We start from the raw sequence: 18,246 nt of genomic DNA on the forward strand, positions 1-18,246 counted from the left end.
GCACGCCGCCCTGCACCACTACGCGGAGAGCTGGCGTGCCTGAACAAACAGGTTATCCCACATCCCGACCACTAATGCCTGATCGCGCGGCGAGAGTTCTCCGGCAGCAATGGCATTTTGCAGACTGCGGGTCACCTGAATCTGCAGCGCTTCTGGCGTATGTTCGCCCAGTTGCTCCACTTCAGCGACGGCCAGTGTCAGATGCCCGCGCAGATAACCGCTGGCGAACAGCTCATCGTCACTGGCATGCTCGACCATGTCGTCAATCAGGGCCAGAATACGCGCTTCAAATTCTGCGATCATCTCAATTCCTCTTTTAATAATGCCTTTCTGCATCACAGATCGTCCGGCCAGGGAAACTGCGATGCTGTTAATGAAGGCCTGCCATAAAATTCCGCCAGGGCGGTAATAAAACGCGCGGGACGGTCGGGAATGCCCGACGTCAGATAGCTCATGACCTGAGCATGCACTTTACGCTGGAACGCAATGCGATCCGGCTCACAATCCCCGTCGAGATTGTCACAACTCACGTTGAAGGGAAAGCCTGCCGCCGTACAAAACATCCACTCCAGCGCCTGTGGCTTCACTTCCACCGCTTCAAACTGACTCTGGGTCAGCGCATCGCGGCCATCCGGACAGTACCAGTAGCCAAAATCGACCAGTTTGCGGCGCGCTTCACCGGCGATGCACCAGTGAGAGATCTCATGCAGGGCGCTGGCGTAGAAGCCGTGAGCAAAGACCACACGATTCCACGGCGATTCAGCATCAGCAGGAAGATAGATCGGTTCATCATCGCCTTTAATTAGACGGGTCTGAAATTCATCGCTGAAACAGCGATCAAACAGCGTGATCAGCTGTTCATAATGATGAGTCGGGTTCATGACGGTATCAGGTTTTAGGTTACGATTGCAGCGTGGCAAGCCAGGCCATAACGGCGCTGCCATGGCTGTCCCACAGTAATTTAATGCTCATGACGGCAGACACAATCACCACCATCGGACGGATCAGCTTCTGTCCGCGGCTCAGCACCAGTCTTGCGCCCAGACGCGCGCCGCAGAAAGCGCCGAGCATCATGATCAGGCCGGTTCCCCACACTACTTTGCCGCCGAACATAAAGAACAGCAGGCTGCCGAGGTTCGAGGTGAAGTTGAGGACCTTGGCATGGGCGGTCGCTTTGGCAAGGTTGTAGCCGCAGAGCGTGACGAAAGCCAGCGCATAAAAAGATCCTGCACCCGGTCCGAAAAATCCGTCATAGAACCCCACAGCCCCGCCGCCGACCAGGGCAAAGGCCAGACCCTGCAGACGGCGCGCGCGATCCACTTCGCCGAGTCGCGGCATCAGCAGGAACCACAGACCGATAGCGATTAAAAACAGCGGCAGCATCTGGCGCAGGAAATCCGCCTGCAGGCGCTGAATCAGTATCGCGCCCAGCACGGAACCCAGCAGCGTCATGGCAATGTTCAGCCACTGTTCATTCAGATTGACCGCACCACGCCGGATAAAGTAGAGACTGGCGGAAAACGATCCGCCGACCGATTGCAGTTTATTGGTCGCCAGCGCCTGGGCCGGAGAGAGGCCCGCCGCCAGCAACGAAGGTACCGTAAGTAATCCCCCGCCACCCGCGATTGAATCAATAAAACCGGCGAGCATGGCGATTAAAAATAGCAGCCCGACGAGCAGCGGGCTGACCACAAACCAATCCATGGAATCCCTTACAGTAGATGTTTATCCAGCAGGGCCTGACAGGCAGGCGGTAATGGCGGCGGCTCACGTTTCACCGGCGCGCCCGAGCCAGGCTGTTTTGGCAGGAACCAGCTCTGCAGCTCTGCGCCACAGCCATCGCCAGCAGGCGGTGCAGGCTGATCTTCACAGCCGATACTGCCCGCCGGGCAGCGCAGGCGCACATGCATATGGGCACGGTGAGCAAACCACGGGCGCACTTTACGCAGCCAGTCACGATCGTTACCTGCATCGGCACAAAGCTGCTTTTTAATCGCCGGATTGACGAAGATCCGTGTCACATCATCATCTTTGGCGGCCAGTTTAATCAGGCTATCAATTTCTGGCTGCCAGTGACGCGCAATCACATTTTTGTCACCCGGCCCGACCAGATCGAGCGGTTGCGGCTTCAGCAGTTGCTGGGCGCTCCAGCGGGTTTTCGGCAGTTGCAGCCAGATATCGACATCCAGTCCGGTCTGATGGCTGGCGTGACCACTGCTGAAACGTCCGCCTGCTGCCATGCCCATGTCACCAATCAGCACGTTGCCCAGTTGCAGGTTATGCACCTGCGTACTGAGACGCTGAATAAACTGAATCAGATCGGGATGACCAAAGTAGCGCCGCTGATCCTGACGCATCACCTGATAGTGCGGTGAATTCAGCGGCAGCGCCTCGGCGCCAACAATACAGCCGTTGGCAAAGCCACCGATTGACTGCGGTGCGCCAGTGATCGGCTGCTGGATGCGTTGCCACGGCGTCGCCGCCAGGCTGGAGGCGCTGATCAACAGCGCACTCAGGGTAAGCAGAAGAGCCTTCATGGCATCACCAGCGCGGTACGGAGCTGTTAACGTCACCGTTCTGCGCCCGCTGGCGCAGCAGATGATCCATCAGGACGATCGCCATCATCGCCTCGGCGATCGGCACTGCGCGGATCCCGACGCAGGGATCGTGGCGGCCTTTGGTGATCATCTCCACTTCTTCGCCGTCGCGGGTAATAGTTTTACCCGGCACGGTGATGCTGGAGGTTGGTTTCATCGCCAGATTGGCGCTGATGGTCTGGCCGCTGCTGATGCCGCCCAGAATCCCCCCGGCGTGGTTGCTCTGGAAACCATCGTGGCGGATCTCGTCGCGATGCTGGCTGCCGCGCTGGTTAACCACCGCAAAGCCGTCGCCGATTTCAACGCCTTTAACGGCATTGATGCTCATCAGCGCATGTGCCAGATCGGCATCCAGCCGGTCAAATACCGGCTCGCCCAGGCCTGGCGGCACGTGATCTGCCATGACCGTGACTTTAGCGCCAATGGAGTCGCCCTCTTTTTTCAGGCCGCGCATCAGTTCATCCAGCGCCTCCAGCTTGTCCGCATCCGGGCAGAAGAACGGATTCTCTTCCACGATGCTCCAGTCTTTCAGCTCACAGGCGATGTCACCAATCTGTGACAGATAGCCGCGCACCACAACACCGTGTTTCATCTGCAGGTATTTCTTGGCAATCGCACCGGCCGCCACGCGCATCGCGGTTTCGCGCGCCGACGAGCGTCCACCGCCACGGTAGTCGCGCTGACCATATTTCTGCTCGTAGGTGTAATCAGCATGGCCCGGACGGAAGAGATCTTTGATAGCGCCGTAATCCTGCGAACGCTGATCGGTATTTTCAATCAGCAGGCCAATCGAAGTACCGGTGGTCACACCCTCAAAGACGCCGGACAAAATTTTCACCTGATCCGGCTCGCGGCGCTGCGTGGTATAGCGCGATGTGCCAGGACGACGGCGATCGAGGTCATGCTGAATATCCGCTTCGGTCAGCGGGATGCCTGGCGGCACGCCGTCAACGATACAGCCCAGCGCAAGCCCATGGGACTCGCCAAAGGTCGTTACTCGAAAAAATTGCCCGATGCTGTTTCCGGCCATGCTGTTTCCTTCTCAGGGTTCGGAGGGCGATGCTTCGCCCCACTTTTAGTCTTTGTAAAAAGAGAAATGGTGTTTTGCGTCGACAATCTGCTGGCGCGTCAGCGTAAAGACGCCGTCACCGCCGTTGTCGAATTCCAGCCAGGTAAAGGGCACGTCGGGATACTGCTCGATCATGTGCACCATGCTGTTGCCCACTTCGCAGACCAGGACGCCCTGCTCGCTGAGATAATCTGGTGCACAGGCCAGAATGCGGCGTACCAGCTTCAGGCCGTCGCTGCCTGCCGCCAGCCCCAGCTCCGGTTCGTGGCGATATTCGTTCGGCAGATCATCCATATCTTCCGCATCAACATACGGCGGATTGGTGACGATCAGATCATATTTCAGCGGTGGCAATTCGCGGAACAGGTCAGCGCGAATCGGCGTAACCTGATGAATCAGACCATGTTCTTCAATGTTCTGCTCGGCAACCGCCAGCGCACCGGTAGAGATATCCACCGCGTCCACTTCCGCTTCCGGGAAGGCATAGGCGCAGGCAATCGCGATGCAGCCGCTGCCGGTACACATATCCAGAATATGATGAGGTGGCGTGCTGACCAGACCGGCAAAGCGGTTCTCAATCAGTTCGCCAATCGGTGAACGCGGCACCAGCACGCGCTCATCAACAAAGAACTCGTGGCCGCAGAACCAGGCTTTATTGGTCAGATAGGCGACCGGAATGCGCTCGTTAACGCGACGAATGACGCGCTCAACGATCAGAAGACGTTCGCTGGCGGTCAGACGCGCATTGCGCATATCTTCAGGAATATCCAGCGGCAGCCAGAGTGACGGCAGGACCAGTTGAACGGCTTCGTCCCAGGGATTGTCTGTGCCATGTCCGTACCAGATTCCGGCAGCGGAAAAGCGGCTTACCGCCCAGCGCAGCATGTCCTGAATGGTGTGCAGCTCGTTCACTGCCTCATCGACGAAAATTTTGTCCACGTAGCCCTCCGCAGGCCTTTTGCTAAATCGGCCAGTAGTGTGCCATGAAGCCGGGGAGAATTCAGCGCAGCGAGGTGAAAAAGCTGACATTTAATGACGCTTAACGGTAAGGTATCGGCTCTGCTGTGTGACAGCCTTTTCTGATATGACTGACCTGCCATGAGTAAAAAAACACCACTAAGCCCGGATGACCAGGCGCTGTTTCGCCAGTTGATGACGGGTACACGCCAGTTAAAACAGGACACGTTTGTCCACAAAGCGCCGGTTAAAACCCGCCACATCCCGGTAAAGCGTCTGCTTTCAGAGCAGGCGGACAACAGTCATTACTTTTCGGATGAGTTTCAGCCACTGCTCTCAACGGAAGGTGCCACCCGTTATGTGCGCGCCGATGTCAGCCATTTTGAGCTGAAAAAATTACGTCGTGGCGACTATACGCCAGAGATTTTCCTCGATCTGCACGGCTTAACGCAGCAGCAGGCCAAGCAGGAACTGGGGGCACTGATCGCCGCCTGCCGCCGTGAACATCTGTTCTGCGCCAGCGTCATGACCGGTCATGGAAAGCATATCCTGAAGCAGCAGACGCCGCTGTGGCTGGCCCAGCATCCGTGGGTGATGGCTTTTCATCAGGCACCCAAAATGTTCGGCGGTGACGCCGCGCTGCTGGTTTTGATTGAGATTGAGGAGTGGCAACCGCCTGAATTGCCCTGAGAGGGGCCGGAATGATCGGCCCACAGACGTCAGATTGCTTTAGCCAGCTTTTTGGGACTGACCTGCCACAGCAGTTTACCGGCACTCGCCGCGGGATCGAATTCCACGCAGGCAATAGCGGAAGTGGCAAACATTGGCGGTGCTTCCTGCGGGCACAGTTCAGAGACTAAATACCCCACCAACGGTAAATGTGAGATCACCAGAGCCGATTTCACCCCTTCATTCGCCAGGGCCTGCAGATAGCACCCGACCATCTCCGGATCGCCGCCCGGCGTTAATTCCGGCAGAACGTCCTGGCTTTCCGGCAGGGGAAAGGCTTCACGCACGGTCGCGAGCGTTTGCTGCGCGCGTAAATAGGGACTCACCAGGACACGCTCAATGTCCGGCGTCTGGCTGTTAAGCCAGTTGGCCATCTGACGTGATTCATTGCAGCCACATAAGGTTAAAGGCCTGACTGAATCACTGGCTGCTTCCAGAGCCGCATCGCCGTGACGCATGATAAAAACTTGCATAAAGCACCGCTGTTGTTTGTCGACATCGCCCGACGCGTAGCGCCTGACTCTTCACTCTGCGAATGAACGCTGTGTTTTACCCTAATGGCTTTAGTATAGTCAACCGGTTGTTTATTAAATAAGCACTTCTCAGAATCATGCTGCGTCGCACACTCTGGCGGCGCTTTTCTAAGCCGCTGAATCGGATTGGTTATTCCATTTTCAGCAGAAATGTAAAATTTCGTCTATTTTGCAGCCGCCTGAATGAGCGCCTCACAGGGTGTGAATCGTTCGCCATGCTGCTGCGCAAGCCGGGTTAATCTGTTGACCACGTCCGCCGCGCCCAGTTTGTCCATGTAGTGGAACGGGCCGCCTAAGAAAGGCGGAAAGCCGATGCCAAACACCGCACCGATATCCCCATCGCGGGCGCAGCGAACCACCTGCTCATCAAGACAGCGAGCCGCTTCGTTCAGCATCATCATCACGCAGCGTTCAGCAATCTGCGCTTCACTCTGCCTGGCCTGCGGCGAGACTTTCAGCAACGTATACAGCGAAGCGTCCGGTTTTTTACGCTGCCAGCGCGGCTGGTCATAGCGATAAAAGCCTTTACTGTTTTTACGCCCCTTGCGGCCATCTTTCAGCACCGCATCAAAAGCAGCGGGGGCGGCAAAGCGTTCACCATAAGCCTGATACAGGATGGGGCTGATTTTGCTGCCAACGTCGATACCGACCTCATCCAGCAGCTGAATCGGGCCGACCGGGAAACCAAACTTCACCAGCGCCCGATCAATATGGTCAATCGGTTCGCCCTCCAGCAGGCAGCGCATCGCTTCATTTATATAGGGCGTCAGGATGCGGTTAACATAGAAGCCAGGCTTGTCCGCCACCACAATCGGAGTTTTACCCTGGCTGCGCGCCAGCGCCACAATCGTCACCAGCGTCGCGGTAGAGGTATTCAGATGAGGAATCACCTCCACCAGCGGCATTTTCTCTACCGGACTGAAATAGTGCAGCCCGATGACGTTCTCAGGACGCTGGGCGCCGGCGGCGATCGCCTCAATCGGCAGCGAAGAGGTATTTGAGGCAAACAGCGTATGCGGCTGACAGTGTGCCTCCACTTCGCTGACCATCTGCTGCTTCAGGGCTAAATCTTCGAATACGGCTTCAATTACCACGTCGCGCTGTGAGAAGCCCTGATAATCGATGCCGCCCGTGATACGTGCCATCTGCTGCTGACGCTGTGCCGGAGTGAGCTGGCGGCGTTTAACCTTTTTGCTCAGCAGTTCCCAGCTGGTTTTCAGCGCATGGTTCACCCCTTCCAGGCTGATATCTTTAATGCGTACCGGCAACCCGGCGTTGATTGCAGTGACGCTGGCGATGCCGCCGCCCATCAGGCCGCCGCCGAGGATACCAACACGCTTAACGGTGCCGGGTTCCGCTTCACCGCCCCGCTCCTTTTTCATAGCCGTAGTCGCGAAAAAGATCCCGCGCAGCGCAACAGATTCTGGCGTCATCGCCAGCTCACCAAAAGCGCGCGCTTCAGCCTCATGTCCGGCCCGACTGCCCTGCTCCAGCCCGATGCGCACCACCTCAATAATGCGTTTTGCTGCCGGATAGTTACCCTGCGTTTTGGCTGCGGTCTTTCGGGTCGCCAGCGCAAACAGCGCCTGACGGCCAACCGGCCCATGTAGCAGGCGATCGCGCAGCGGCAGCGTTCGTCCACTAACCTTGCCCTTTTTCACCCGGGCAATGGCGGTCTCCAGCAGAATCGCCTGCGGCACCGCGTCATCGACCACGCCCAGCTTACGGGCCTGTTTCGCCCGCAGAGCTTTGCCGGTCAGAATCAGTGGCAGCGCCTGCTGCACGCCGATTAAGCGTGGCAGCCGCTGAGTGCCGCCAGAGCCTGGCAGTAAGCCGAGTTGCACTTCCGGCAAACCGAGGCGGGTTTTATCATCCAGCGAGCAGATACGGGCATCACAGGCCAGCGCCAGTTCCAGCCCGCCACCGAGGCAGGTGCCGTGGATTGCCGCGACCACCGGGAACGGCAGCGCGTCGAGCGCAGCCATTACTTCCTGGCCCTGTTTTGCCAGCGCTTCGGCTTCCTGCGCGCTCTTACAGCGGTCAATCATGCTGATGTCTGCGCCCGCGATGAAGTTGTCCGCTTTGCCGGAAATCAGCACCAGGCCAGCCAGTTGCGGATCGCGTCGCGCTTCCGCAATGATGGCGGTGATCTGCCCGGCAAATTCCGCTTTCAGGGTGTTCATCTTCTCACCAGGGACATCGATCGTAATGATGCCGACGTGATCCAGTCGCATCTTCAGATGAAACGCATTCTGCTCCATTATTCGGCCTCCAGAATCATTGCCGCACCCAGGCCGCCTGCCGCGCAGGCCGTGACCAGTCCTAACCCGCCACCGCGACGGCGTAATTCATTCAGCGTCTGGGTGATCATGCGCGCACCCGTGGCGGCAAAAGGATGACCATAGGCGATCGATCCGCCCAGCACGTTAAAGCGCTCTTCATTCACTTCGCCTAGCGCATGTGGCCGATTCAGCACCTCACGGGCAAAGCGCTCGTCGCGAAACATGTGCAGGTTGCTCAGCGTCTGGGCAGCAAAAGCTTCATGCATATCGATCAGCGTCAGATCGGCCAGGGTTATGCCGGCGCGATCCAGTGCCAGTGGTGAAGCGTAAGCCGGGCCCAGCAGCATATCCTGCTGCACACCAATAGCGGTAAAGGCGTAGCTGCGCAGATAGCCCAGCGGCCTGATGCCCAGTTCACGGGCGCGGCCCTCGCGCATCAGAATCACTGCCGCCGCGCCGTCGGTGAGAGGCGTGCTGTTGGCCGCGGTGACGCTGCCGTGCTGGCGATCAAATGCCGGACGCAGTCGGGCGTAATCCTCCGCTTTGGCATTCATCCGCACGTTATTGTCCTGATCGATGGCGCTTTTCCACGGCGGCACAAAGGCTGCCATGACTTCCTGATTCAGTACCCCGGATTGCCAGGCTCTGGCGGCATGCTGATGGGATCGCAGCGCCAGCGCATCCTGTGCTTCGCGCGTGATGCCGTGACTCTTAGCCATCTGCTCCGCAGTGTCGCCCATGCGCAGGCCGGTCGAATACTCCGCCACTGCGGGCGGGACCGGCAGCAGATCACGCGGACGCAGACGCCGCAGGATGTGCAGTTTTTGACCGAAGCTACGGGCTTTATTGAGATCCACCAGCGCGCGGGCCAGCGTTTTACTGACCCCAATCGGCAACACCGACGAAGAGTCTGCGCCACCGGCGATACCGGCAGAGATGGTGCCCGCCAGCAGACTTTCTGCCACATTCGCTACCGCCTGAAAGCTGGTGGCGCAGGCACGGCTGACGCTGTAGGCATCGGTATGCACACTCAACCCGCTGCTTAATACAATTTCACGCGCAATGTTCGGCGCTTCCGGCATCTGCACCACCTGCCCAAAGACCAGTTGCTCGATCACCTCAGCCGGCAGTTCACTGCGCGCCATTAATTCGCTGACCACCATACGTCCCAGCTCAATGGCGGGAATGCCATGGAAGCCGGTCGCCTGGCGTAAGAAAGGGGTGCGTAATCCGTGGGTTATTGCGATGCGTTCACCATCACGCGTCAGCAGCGGCTGCGCTTTGCTCATTGTTCTCACCTGTGGCTGGGACTGTGGCATCATTGCCTGAAGAGGTCTGACCTGATCAGTGTTAACCACAAGCGGGTGAGCCGCCAATATCGGAAGGGAAAAAGTGCGAAGGGAAACACGAAAATGAAAAACGCCGCAGTGACGCGGCGTAATGGGACTTAACGCAAACCGAGCTGAAAAATCATGGTTTCAGCCTGGCAACTGAAGGTGAAATCGATATCCAGCTGCACTCCCTGATCCACTTCGCTGAAGCGCGATTCAATCAGACAGGGTTCTGATTCAACCTCGCGGGCACGTTCGGTCAGTTGCGCTAATTTCGCTTCCGCATCGGCACGCTGAGCAAACCATTCTGACCAGCTGGCGGTGCAATCGGTGTTATCCATTACCGTGCCGACATCAACACAACAACAGGCTGCGGTTTCGGTCGCACTGCATTTTTTAATGGCATCAGTCATTTCATTCTCCAGACCAGCAATTGCATAGGTTGAGCGATTTTATGGACGAAATCTTACCTGCTCGCTGAAAGATGCGCCACGCACCTGTTGCTAAGTGACGAATATCACAATAAAAATTGATCCAGAACAAACTGGAATGGTTATGCTGTCCAGGATCAGGGGCTTTTTGTTATGCAGATCGAATTTTAAGCGATCAAACCTGAAATATTTTAAAAACAATATTGCAACATGCACACAGGTCGGACCTATACTCTCCGCACTGGTCTGATATGTGCGCTTTACATCAGTCCCTACAATCCGCCGTCCTTTGTTACGCGACGTTATAGCGTTAAATAATAATTCACATGAGGTTGTGGTCATGAACCATAAAAACCTGTTTGCAAAGTCAGCCGTGGCGGCTGCAGTGGCGCTTGTCTCTTCCCACGTTTACGCTGCTGGGTTTCAGTTAAATGAATTCTCTTCGATTGGTTTAGGTCGCGCATATTCAGGCGAAGGGGCAATGGGTGATACCGCGGCGTCTGCCAGCCGTAACCCGGCGACAATGGCGTTAATGGATCGCCCGGAATTTTCTATCGGGGCTGTCTATATTGCGCCGGATGTAAATATCAGTGGTCGCAGTCCCAGTGGCCGCAGCCTGGATGCGAATAATATTGCCCCTAATCAGTGGGTACCCAATATTCATTACGTCCAGCCCATCAACGATCAGTGGTGGATTGGCGCATCTGCAACCTCAAACTACGGCTTAGCAACAGAGTTTAATAATGGCTACACCGCTGGCGGTTACGGCGGTAAAACTGACCTGATGACCGGCAATTTAAATCTCAGCACCGCTTATCGGTTTAATGAACATTTTAGTGCAGGCATCGGTTTTGATGCGGTTTACGCTAAAGCCAAAATTGAGCGTTATGCCGGTGAGTCAGGCGCGCGTCTGGGGGTTCCGGCTGATACGCAGGTTGCCCATCTGAAAGGCGATGAGTGGGGCTACGGCTGGAATGCTGGCATCCTGTATGAAGTGGATGAAAATAACCGCTTCGGCTTTACCTATCGTTCAGAAGTGAAAGTTGATTTTGATGGCGATTACAAAAGTAATCTCTCATCCCGGCTGAATGCGGTGAATAATCCGGAAGTGTCAGGCGTACCTTTTGGCACCAACGGCACCACCGTTCCAGGCGCGTTAACGCTGAATCTGCCAGAGATGTGGGAAGTGTCGGGCTGGCATAAAGTGGCACCGCAGTGGGCGGTTCACTACAGCATGGCTTACACCAGCTGGAGCCAGTTCCAGGAGCTGAAAGCCACTGGCTCTAACGGCCAGACGCTGTTCTATAAAGATGAAAGCTTCCACGATGCCTACCGCATTGCACTGGGTACGACCTATTCCTACGACAAGAACTGGACGTTCCGTACCGGTATTGCATTTGATGACAGCCCGGTTCCGGCCGATAAGCGCTCTATCTCCATCCCGGACCAGGATCGTTTATGGCTGAGTGCCGGTACTTCGTACGCCTTTAACGATGATGCCTCGGTGGATTTAGGCATCTCTTATATGCACGGACAGAAAGTGACGGTGAAAGAAGGTCCTTATACCTTTACCTCTGAAGGCAAGGCCTGGCTCTACGGCGCGAACTTTAACTATAAGTTCTGACCGGATGTTACGATCAAAAAGGGCGACTCTGGTGAGTCGCCCTTTTTTGTGGCCGTGGATCGCTTAATGGCTCAGGGAGCATACGCCCTGCGCAAAGACGCAAAACCGCCATTCCTGGCGGCTCCGCACGGGCGATTACTCGGCGTCAATATCCTTCAGGTCATCCTGAATCGCAGCCGCGTTAGGATTATCTTCCGGCTTGAGCTTGCCGCCACGTGCCAGGAAGTCGTGACGCTGGAAATAAGCGTTACGGATAAAGGCGTACGGATCGCTCTGCTGTTTCAGGATTGCATCAGAGTCCAGCAACTGCGCGCGGGTCTCAATCCCTTCAAGCGTCCATTTACCAATCGACATTGGCCAGGTCAGCCAGCCAAGTATCGGATAAAGCGTATCAACGTAGTCGCCGCCATCCTGACGCACCGTGAAGCTGCCGTAAGCAGGCAACTCAACGTAAGGCCCGTAGCCGACACCATAGTGACCGAGCGTGGTACCGAATCGGTGCGGCTCTTCACGCGCCAGTTCCGGATTCGCCTTACCGGCAACGTCAATGAAACCGCCCAGTCCCAGCACGCTGTTCAGGAAGAAACGGGTAAAGTGCACACCCGCATCGCGCCCGTTGCCGACCAGGATGGCGTTGACCATGCTGGCAGGTTCTTCCAGGTTGCCGAGGAAGTTGCTCAGGCCGGTACGTGCCGGCACCGGCACATAATCACGCCAGGCCACAGCGACCGGACGCAATACATACGGATCCAGCACGTTGTAGTTAAAGTTAAACATCGTGCGGTTAAAGCCTTCGAACGGATCGCTGCGCTGAGCAGGATCGCTATTCGCCGGCTTTGAACTGGCACAACCTACCAGAAGGACGCTGGCGACAGCCAGGCTGGTCAGGCGATAATTCATTCCAATCTCCCTGTGCGGATGAAAAAGGTCTACCCATCGTTCAGGTCACAGCCCGGTATCGTATCGACTTACCCGATGAGCATAGCTGACTTTGTGCCAGAGGCAGCAGGCAATGGCACGCATCATCCTGAACGCGGTCAGTTGATGCGTTCAGGGAAGCTGCTGATTAATCTCTACCGCGATCGGCTGATGCCCATCCCAGGGCGTCACTGCGCTCAGGCCCAGCCAGTCACCCGGCCGGGGATTGGCGCTGCCGTCGCGGGAGATACGCACCCGGACCTCGACCTGATGCTGCGCCGAAAGCAGGCGATCCGGCATCATGGCGTTGCTGTCATCCAGCGTCAGCGACAGCGGGAAGTGACTGAGCGGCATCCGCTTAACAGCCACCGGCACCGGTGAAGCACCGTCAGAAACCGAAATATACAACACTCCGTCCTGCGGTAACATTTTTTCTGCCTTAGGTGTCAGCGTCACGGTCAGTGCCAGTTGACGACTCTGTTGCCCGGCGGCACTTCTGGCCTTTTCGATGCTGCGGGCGATCATCGCGTGTCGCGAATCACCGGCCGGCAACAGACCCAGCAGGGTCTGCCATGCGTCGATAGCCTGATCATATTGCTGCTGTCCGTAAGCATTAAATGCCAGCAGGCTCAGCGTACGCAGGTTTTGCGGATCCGCTTTAAGCAATGCCTGCAGCAGCAGTGACGCCTGACGGTTATCCTGCGGGTCGGGGGATCGCGTCAGGACTTCGGCATAATCCTGTTTTAGCGCCAGATCGTTGGGAGCAAGCTGTAGCGCATGCTCAAATGCCTGGCTGGCGATGTCGGCATTATTCAGCACCATGCCGAGCCGTCCCAGCATCGTCCAGTCAGCCAGATTATCCGGTTCCCTTTGCAACGCGGTACGCAATCCGAGCTGTAAACGCGCCAGCTCCTCCATGCTCAGCGGTTTAGCGCCAGGGTCCATCAGTCGGGCACGCAGCTCAGGATACGCCTGCTGCACCTGCTTCCAGCCCGTGAGCTGTGCCAGGCCACCGGTTTTCAGGTAAGTTCCCAGCGATACCCCAATCAGCACGATCAGGCCCGGCAGCAAAATCCAGCGGCTGCTGCTGTGTGATTTCATCGTCTGTGCCGGTGGAATATCCGCCAGCAGTGTCTGCTGTAACTCCCGCTCCATCAGTGGACGCTCAGCGACGACGCCCTGATCTTCATCCTGTGCCAGCTCATCTATCCGCTGATGGTAGAAGCGCTGATTAAGGCGATCGCGATCGCCTGTGCTGGCCTGACGTTGCCGCCAGCCCGCCGCCATAAACAGCGTACAGGCCGCCAGCAGTAACAGAAAAAGGGGGATCCAAAATGCACTCATTACGGCTTCCTGTCTGACTTCAGTAGCGCATTAAGACGCTGTTGCTCATCTTCATCCAGCTCACTGCGGGTTTTGCGCTGACGGCTGCGCAGGATAATCACCGCGCCGCCCAGCAGCGCAAACAGCGCCGGACCAGCCCACAAAACCAGGGTTGAGGGCGTCACCGGTGGCGAATAGCTGACGAAATTGCCGTAACGCGCCACCATATAGTCGATGATCTGCTGGCGACTCTGGCCCTGCTTCATCAGCTGATAGACTTTCAGCCGCATATCGGCGGCAATCATGGCATTTGAGTCGGCGATGCTGTTGTTCTGGCACTTCGGACAGCGCAGTGAAGCGGTCAGGTCGCGGTATTGTTCTTCCTGGGCCACCGAGTCAAATTGCAGCGTGTCGATGCTTGCCCACAGGTTGATGCTGAACAGCAGGCCGCAGAGCAGTAACAGCGTTCTCATGATCCCGCCTCCGCGCTGTATTTCATCCACAAGGGTTTCACTTCCTGCTCCCAGACGCGCGCATTGAGATCGCCCGCGTGGCGATAACGGATGATCCCTTTACCGTCGATCAGAAAGGTTTCCGGCGCGCCATAGACGCCGAGATCCAGTCCCAGCATGCCGTTGCCATCATAGAGGCTTAGTGCGTAGGGGTTGCCCAGCGTATTCAGCCAGTTAACCGCCTTGTGACGATCGTCTTTGTAGTTCAGCCCGACGACGCGAATGCCCTGCTCCGCCAGCGTATTCAGATACTGATGCTCGGCGCGACAGGTCGGACACCAGGTCGCCCAGACGTTCAGCAATATCGGTTTGCCATCCGTCAGCACGCGCTGGTCGTAGGTTTTGCCTGGCTGATCGAGTGCTTCCAGCCGGAACAGCGGCACCGGCTTGCCGATCAGAGCGGATTCGAGACGGGTCGGATCGTCGCCATCGGCATTACGTGTCAGCTGCCACAGCAGCGCCGCCGCCAGCAACAGAAACAGCATCAGGGGAATAAACAGGATTTTCTTGTTCATGTCCGCTCCTCAATTCCCGCTTTTTTGCGCGAACGATAACGGGGATCAAACAGGCAGAACAGCCCACCCAGCGCCATCAGCGCGCCACCGAACCAGATCCAGCGGACAAAGGGTTTGTAATAGATGCGCACGGCCCAGCCGCCATCCTCCAGCTCTTCGCCCAGCGCCGCATAGAGATCGCGGCTGAAACCCCCATCAATCGCCGCTTCGGTCATCATGGTGCGGGCGGCCGTATAAAAGCGTTTCTCTGCCTGCAGCGTTGCTTCATGTTTGCCGTTGCGCGTGACATCGATGATGCCCATGCCACCGCTGTAGTTAGGCCCCTGCAGATTCTGCACGCCGCGGAAGACAAAGTGATAGTGATGAATATCGATGCTATCACCCGCCTTCATCCGCACATCGCGTTCCACGCTGTACTGGGTGCTGAATGCAATACCGATCACCGTCACCCCTACCCCAAGATGGCCCAGTACCATGCCCCAGTGACTGCGCGACAGGTGACGTAAACCGGCAAAGAACGGATGACGGTGAGTGGCGCGCTCATGCAGTTCCAGCAGCGTCAGCACGATAATCCAGAGTGACATCAGCAGGCCAACCACGGTCATCGCCTCAATGCGATCCTGCAGCCACCAGGGAATGATGACGGAACAGGCCAGGGTCACGATCAGCGCCAGCGCCAGCCGCTTTGCCAGCTTCTGCGGCTCATCGCGACGCCAGCGCACCAGTGGCCCGATCCCCATCAGCAGCGCAAACGGCGCCATCAGCCAGCTGAACATGGTGTTGAAGAACGGCTCACCGACCGAAATGCTGCCCAGGCCCAGTTGCTTGTGCACCAGCGGCAACAACGTGCCGAGCAGAACCACCAGCATCGCGGCAATCAGCAGCACGTTATTACCCAGCAAAAACGATTCGCGCGACCAGGTTTCATTCTGCACCCGGCCACGTACCTGCCCGCCTTTAATTGCGTAGAGAAGGAGCGAACTGCCGATAACAATCACCAGAAACGCGAGGATAAACATCCCGCGTGCCGGATCCGAGGCGAAGGAATGCACCGACACCAGCACCCCGGATCGCACCAGGAACGTCCCCAGCAGGCTCAGCGAAAACGCGGTAATCGCCAGCAGCACGGTCCAGGCCTTAAAGGTGCCTCGCTTTTCCGTGACCGCCAGCGAGTGCATCAGGGCGGTACCTGCCAGCCACGGCATAAACGACGCATTTTCAACCGGGTCCCAGAACCACCAGCCGCCCCAGCCCAGCTCGTAATAGGCCCAGGCCGAGCCAAGGACAATACCAATCGTCAGAAAGACCCAGGCCGCCGTGGTCCAGGGACGCGACCAGCGCGCCCAGGCCGTATCCAGCCGTCCGGCCATCAGCGAGGCGATAGCAAAGGCAAACGCCACCGAAAAGCCGACATAGCCCATATAGAGCAGCGGCGGATGGAAGATCAGGCCGATATCCTGCAGCATCGGATTCAGGTCGTGCCCGTCTATCGGAAAGTCCGGCAGCGTGCGGCCAAATGGATTCGAGGTCAGCAGGATAAACAGCAGGAAGCCGAGATTGATCATGCCCATGACCGCCAGCACGCGTGCCAGCGCATCCTGCGGCATACCGCGACTGAATATCGCCACCGCTAATGTCCAGGTGCTGAGCAGCAACACCCACAGCAGCAGCGATCCTTCATGCGCGCCCCAGGTGGCAGCAATGCGATAGTAAACCGGCAGCAGGCTGTTGGAGTTTGTAACGACATAGGCAACGGTGAAATCGTTGCTGATAAAGGCCCAGACCAGCAGCGCAAAAGCCGCCGCGATGCAGATAAACAGACCGCAGGCCAGCGGACGCGCCATCGCCATCAGGCGGGCATCCTGGCGCACTGCGCCCCACAGTGGATAGCTGCTCAGCAGCAGGGAGAGCCCCAGCGCCAGGCAGAGCAGAAAAGTACCAATCTCGGGCATCATGATGATTTATTTCCCGCCTGATACAGCGACTGCGGGCCGGTGTGATTACTCTTCATCGCGTCTTCAATCTCCGGCGGCGTATATTTCTCATCATGTTTCGCCAGGACTTCTTTGGCGATCACCTGGTTGCCCGCCGCCAGCACGCCCTGCGCGACGACGCCCTGCCCTTCACGGAACAGATCCGGCAGGATGCCTTCAAAACTGACGCTGACCACGCCGCGGGCATCATAAAGTTTGAACGACACGGCAAGCGTATTCGGATCGCGCCGGACGCTGCCGGGCATCACCATGCCGCCGACGCGCAGCCGCTGGCCCGCTTCGGGCTTCTCGTGCGCCTCGCCTTTGCCGTAAAGGATTTCACCTGGGGTATAGAACAGATCGATGTTTGAGCGCAGCGCATACATCACCAGCGCGGTGGCCAGGCCGAGGCCGAGCAGAATCGCCACTGCCGCATAGAGGCGGTTGCGTCGACGGGTATTCACAATGTCTCTCCTGCCGCTTCAGCCGCGGCTTTTTTAGATTTCGCTGCCCGGATGCGGCGTTCCCGCGCGTCGTGCTGGCGGATCTCAGCCAGCAGGCGGCGGCGCAGCAACAGGGTATGCAGCGTCAGCCCGACAAGCGGAATCAGCGTGCAGGCAACCGCCAGCCAGACATAGAAGGCGTAGCCCCCCATCTCAAAGAAAGCGTGCCAGGAGGAAAAGGCGGGTGTCATGCCTGCTCTCCCCGCTTCGCCACATCAATCGCCCAGGGACGGTGACGTTCGGTTAACAGAATCAGGTTGCGCAGCCGCATCAGGGTCAGCGTGATAAATACCAGCAGATAACCGATGATTGCCCAGCGCAGCGGCGTTCGCATCACCGGCGCAATCGCCTGCTGGAGAATGCCCGACGAACCCTGATGCAGGGTATTCCACCACTGCACTGAGAAGTGAATGATCGGCAGATTAACTACGCCGACCAGAATGAGAACACCCGCGGCCCGCCCTGCAGTGCGGCGGTCATCAAAAGCGTGCCAGAGCGCAATCACGCCCATATAGAGGAACAGCAGCACCAGCTCCGAAGTGAGGCGCGCATCCCAGATCCACCAGGTCCCCCACATCGGCTTACCCCATGCGGATCCGGTGACCAGCGCAATAAAGGTAAAGACCGCGCCCACCGGTGCCATGGCGGCGGAAACCAGATCGGCCATTTTCATCTGCCACACCAGGCCGATAAAGGCGGCGATGGCCATCGAGGCATAAATGCCCATCGACCACATCGCGGCGGGCACATGAATGTACATGATGCGGAAACTGTCGCCCTGCTGATAGTCAGCGGGAGCAAATCCAAAGCCCCAGGCCCAGCCCAGCAGCAACGCCGCCAGCCCTGAGATGGCGAACCACGGCACCAGTCGCCCCGAAAACTGATAGAGCCGTTCGGGCCTGGCCAGCTGATGTAACGCTTTCCACATATCAAATGCTCACATTAACGA

20 protein-coding genes are annotated in these 18,246 nt (G+C 57.6%); 2 read left to right on the forward strand and 18 right to left on the reverse strand.

The features are described 5' to 3' along the window. Nucleotides 1-18 precede the first annotated feature (18 nt). The 6 genes from HFD87_RS11830 to prmB are packed head-to-tail and all read right to left on the reverse strand — an operon-like array spanning nucleotide 19 to nucleotide 4,605. Nucleotides 19-303 (reverse strand): YfcL family protein, encoded by a 285-nt coding sequence (locus tag HFD87_RS11830; protein WP_010257960.1) that lies wholly within the window; start codon nucleotides 301-303, stop codon nucleotides 19-21. A gap of 32 nt (nucleotides 304-335) precedes the next feature. Then, a complete protein-coding gene (locus tag HFD87_RS11835) occupies nucleotides 336-881 on the reverse strand; it encodes an elongation factor P hydroxylase (RefSeq protein WP_003854284.1) in 546 nt (181 codons plus the stop codon). A 19-nt stretch (nucleotides 882-900) separates the two neighbouring features. Then, on the reverse strand, nucleotides 901-1,704 hold the full coding sequence (locus HFD87_RS11840; protein ID WP_010671439.1) for a sulfite exporter TauE/SafE family protein: 804 nt from the start codon (nucleotides 1,702-1,704) through the stop codon (nucleotides 901-903). An 8-nt stretch (nucleotides 1,705-1,712) separates the two neighbouring features. Then, the gene (gene mepA, locus HFD87_RS11845; RefSeq protein ID WP_010257953.1) at nucleotides 1,713-2,537 is read right to left on the reverse strand and encodes a penicillin-insensitive murein endopeptidase; all 825 of its coding nucleotides are present in this window, start codon (nucleotides 2,535-2,537) and stop codon (nucleotides 1,713-1,715) included. A 4-nt stretch (nucleotides 2,538-2,541) separates the two neighbouring features. Continuing rightward, on the reverse strand, nucleotides 2,542-3,627 hold the full coding sequence (gene aroC, locus HFD87_RS11850; protein ID WP_010257950.1) for a chorismate synthase: 1,086 nt from the start codon (nucleotides 3,625-3,627) through the stop codon (nucleotides 2,542-2,544). Between the two features lie 45 nt (nucleotides 3,628-3,672). Then, on the reverse strand, nucleotides 3,673-4,605 hold the full coding sequence (gene prmB, locus HFD87_RS11855) for a 50S ribosomal protein L3 N(5)-glutamine methyltransferase (protein ID WP_010257947.1): 933 nt from the start codon (nucleotides 4,603-4,605) through the stop codon (nucleotides 3,673-3,675). Nucleotides 4,606-4,764: 159 nt separating this feature from the next. On the opposite strand from prmB, the gene smrB reads away from it, so the two are divergent. Further along, a complete protein-coding gene (gene smrB / locus HFD87_RS11860) occupies nucleotides 4,765-5,313 on the forward strand; it encodes an endonuclease SmrB (protein WP_010257944.1) in 549 nt (182 codons plus the stop codon). A 29-nt stretch (nucleotides 5,314-5,342) separates the two neighbouring features. On the opposite strand, the gene sixA is transcribed toward smrB, so the two are convergent. The 4 genes from sixA to HFD87_RS11880 form a co-directional block, all read right to left on the reverse strand. Next, a complete protein-coding gene (sixA, locus tag HFD87_RS11865) occupies nucleotides 5,343-5,825 on the reverse strand; it encodes a phosphohistidine phosphatase SixA (protein ID WP_010257941.1) in 483 nt (160 codons plus the stop codon). Nucleotides 5,826-6,049: 224 nt separating this feature from the next. Then, a complete protein-coding gene (fadJ, locus tag HFD87_RS11870) occupies nucleotides 6,050-8,146 on the reverse strand; it encodes a fatty acid oxidation complex subunit alpha FadJ (RefSeq protein WP_167423470.1) in 2,097 nt (698 codons plus the stop codon). Beyond that, nucleotides 8,146-9,456, reverse strand: coding sequence for an acetyl-CoA C-acyltransferase FadI (gene fadI, locus HFD87_RS11875; protein WP_033767497.1), 1,311 nt, complete (start codon nucleotides 9,454-9,456; stop codon nucleotides 8,146-8,148). The genes fadJ and fadI overlap by 1 nt, the downstream gene beginning before the upstream one ends. A 158-nt stretch (nucleotides 9,457-9,614) precedes the next feature. After that, nucleotides 9,615-9,911 (reverse strand): YfcZ/YiiS family protein, encoded by a 297-nt coding sequence (locus HFD87_RS11880; RefSeq protein ID WP_010671435.1) that lies wholly within the window; start codon nucleotides 9,909-9,911, stop codon nucleotides 9,615-9,617. Nucleotides 9,912-10,269: 358 nt separating this feature from the next. Here HFD87_RS11880 and fadL point away from each other — a divergent pair, with 358 nt between their 5' ends. Next, nucleotides 10,270-11,553 (forward strand): long-chain fatty acid transporter FadL, encoded by a 1,284-nt coding sequence (fadL, locus tag HFD87_RS11885; RefSeq protein WP_010671434.1) that lies wholly within the window; start codon nucleotides 10,270-10,272, stop codon nucleotides 11,551-11,553. A gap of 135 nt (nucleotides 11,554-11,688) precedes the next feature. On the opposite strand, the gene mlaA is transcribed toward fadL, so the two are convergent. The 8 genes from mlaA to HFD87_RS11925 form a co-directional block, all read right to left on the reverse strand. Beyond that, nucleotides 11,689-12,453 carry a phospholipid-binding lipoprotein MlaA gene (gene mlaA / locus HFD87_RS11890; protein WP_022625091.1) on the reverse strand — a complete coding sequence of 255 codons (765 nt, stop codon included), beginning with the start codon at nucleotides 12,451-12,453 and terminating at the stop codon, nucleotides 11,689-11,691. A 150-nt stretch (nucleotides 12,454-12,603) separates the two neighbouring features. Continuing rightward, nucleotides 12,604-13,815, reverse strand: a complete 1,212-nt coding sequence (ccmI, locus tag HFD87_RS11895) for a c-type cytochrome biogenesis protein CcmI (RefSeq protein WP_167423471.1) — start codon at nucleotides 13,813-13,815, stop codon at nucleotides 12,604-12,606. Then, nucleotides 13,815-14,267: a cytochrome c-type biogenesis protein gene (locus HFD87_RS11900; RefSeq protein ID WP_022625093.1), complete on the reverse strand. Its 453-nt coding sequence runs from the start codon at nucleotides 14,265-14,267 to the stop codon at nucleotides 13,815-13,817. Before HFD87_RS11900 ends, ccmI begins: the two co-directional genes overlap by 1 nt. Then, on the reverse strand, nucleotides 14,264-14,821 hold the full coding sequence (locus HFD87_RS11905) for a DsbE family thiol:disulfide interchange protein (protein ID WP_033758516.1): 558 nt from the start codon (nucleotides 14,819-14,821) through the stop codon (nucleotides 14,264-14,266). Before HFD87_RS11905 ends, HFD87_RS11900 begins: the two co-directional genes overlap by 4 nt. Beyond that, nucleotides 14,818-16,776 carry a heme lyase CcmF/NrfE family subunit gene (locus tag HFD87_RS11910; protein WP_010257919.1) on the reverse strand — a complete coding sequence of 653 codons (1,959 nt, stop codon included), beginning with the start codon at nucleotides 16,774-16,776 and terminating at the stop codon, nucleotides 14,818-14,820. The genes HFD87_RS11905 and HFD87_RS11910 overlap by 4 nt, the downstream gene beginning before the upstream one ends. After that, on the reverse strand, nucleotides 16,773-17,258 hold the full coding sequence (ccmE, locus tag HFD87_RS11915; RefSeq protein ID WP_010671430.1) for a cytochrome c maturation protein CcmE: 486 nt from the start codon (nucleotides 17,256-17,258) through the stop codon (nucleotides 16,773-16,775). Before ccmE ends, HFD87_RS11910 begins: the two co-directional genes overlap by 4 nt. After that, nucleotides 17,255-17,488 carry a heme exporter protein CcmD gene (gene ccmD / locus HFD87_RS11920; RefSeq protein ID WP_050679683.1) on the reverse strand — a complete coding sequence of 78 codons (234 nt, stop codon included), beginning with the start codon at nucleotides 17,486-17,488 and terminating at the stop codon, nucleotides 17,255-17,257. The genes ccmE and ccmD overlap by 4 nt, the downstream gene beginning before the upstream one ends. Beyond that, nucleotides 17,485-18,225 carry a heme ABC transporter permease gene (locus HFD87_RS11925; RefSeq protein ID WP_010257913.1) on the reverse strand — a complete coding sequence of 247 codons (741 nt, stop codon included), beginning with the start codon at nucleotides 18,223-18,225 and terminating at the stop codon, nucleotides 17,485-17,487. Before HFD87_RS11925 ends, ccmD begins: the two co-directional genes overlap by 4 nt. Nucleotides 18,226-18,246: the final 21 nt, after the last annotated feature.

It is taken from the genome of Pantoea sp. EKM21T, assembly GCF_011800405.1.
GTDB lineage: Bacteria > Pseudomonadota > Gammaproteobacteria > Enterobacterales > Enterobacteriaceae > Pantoea > Pantoea agglomerans.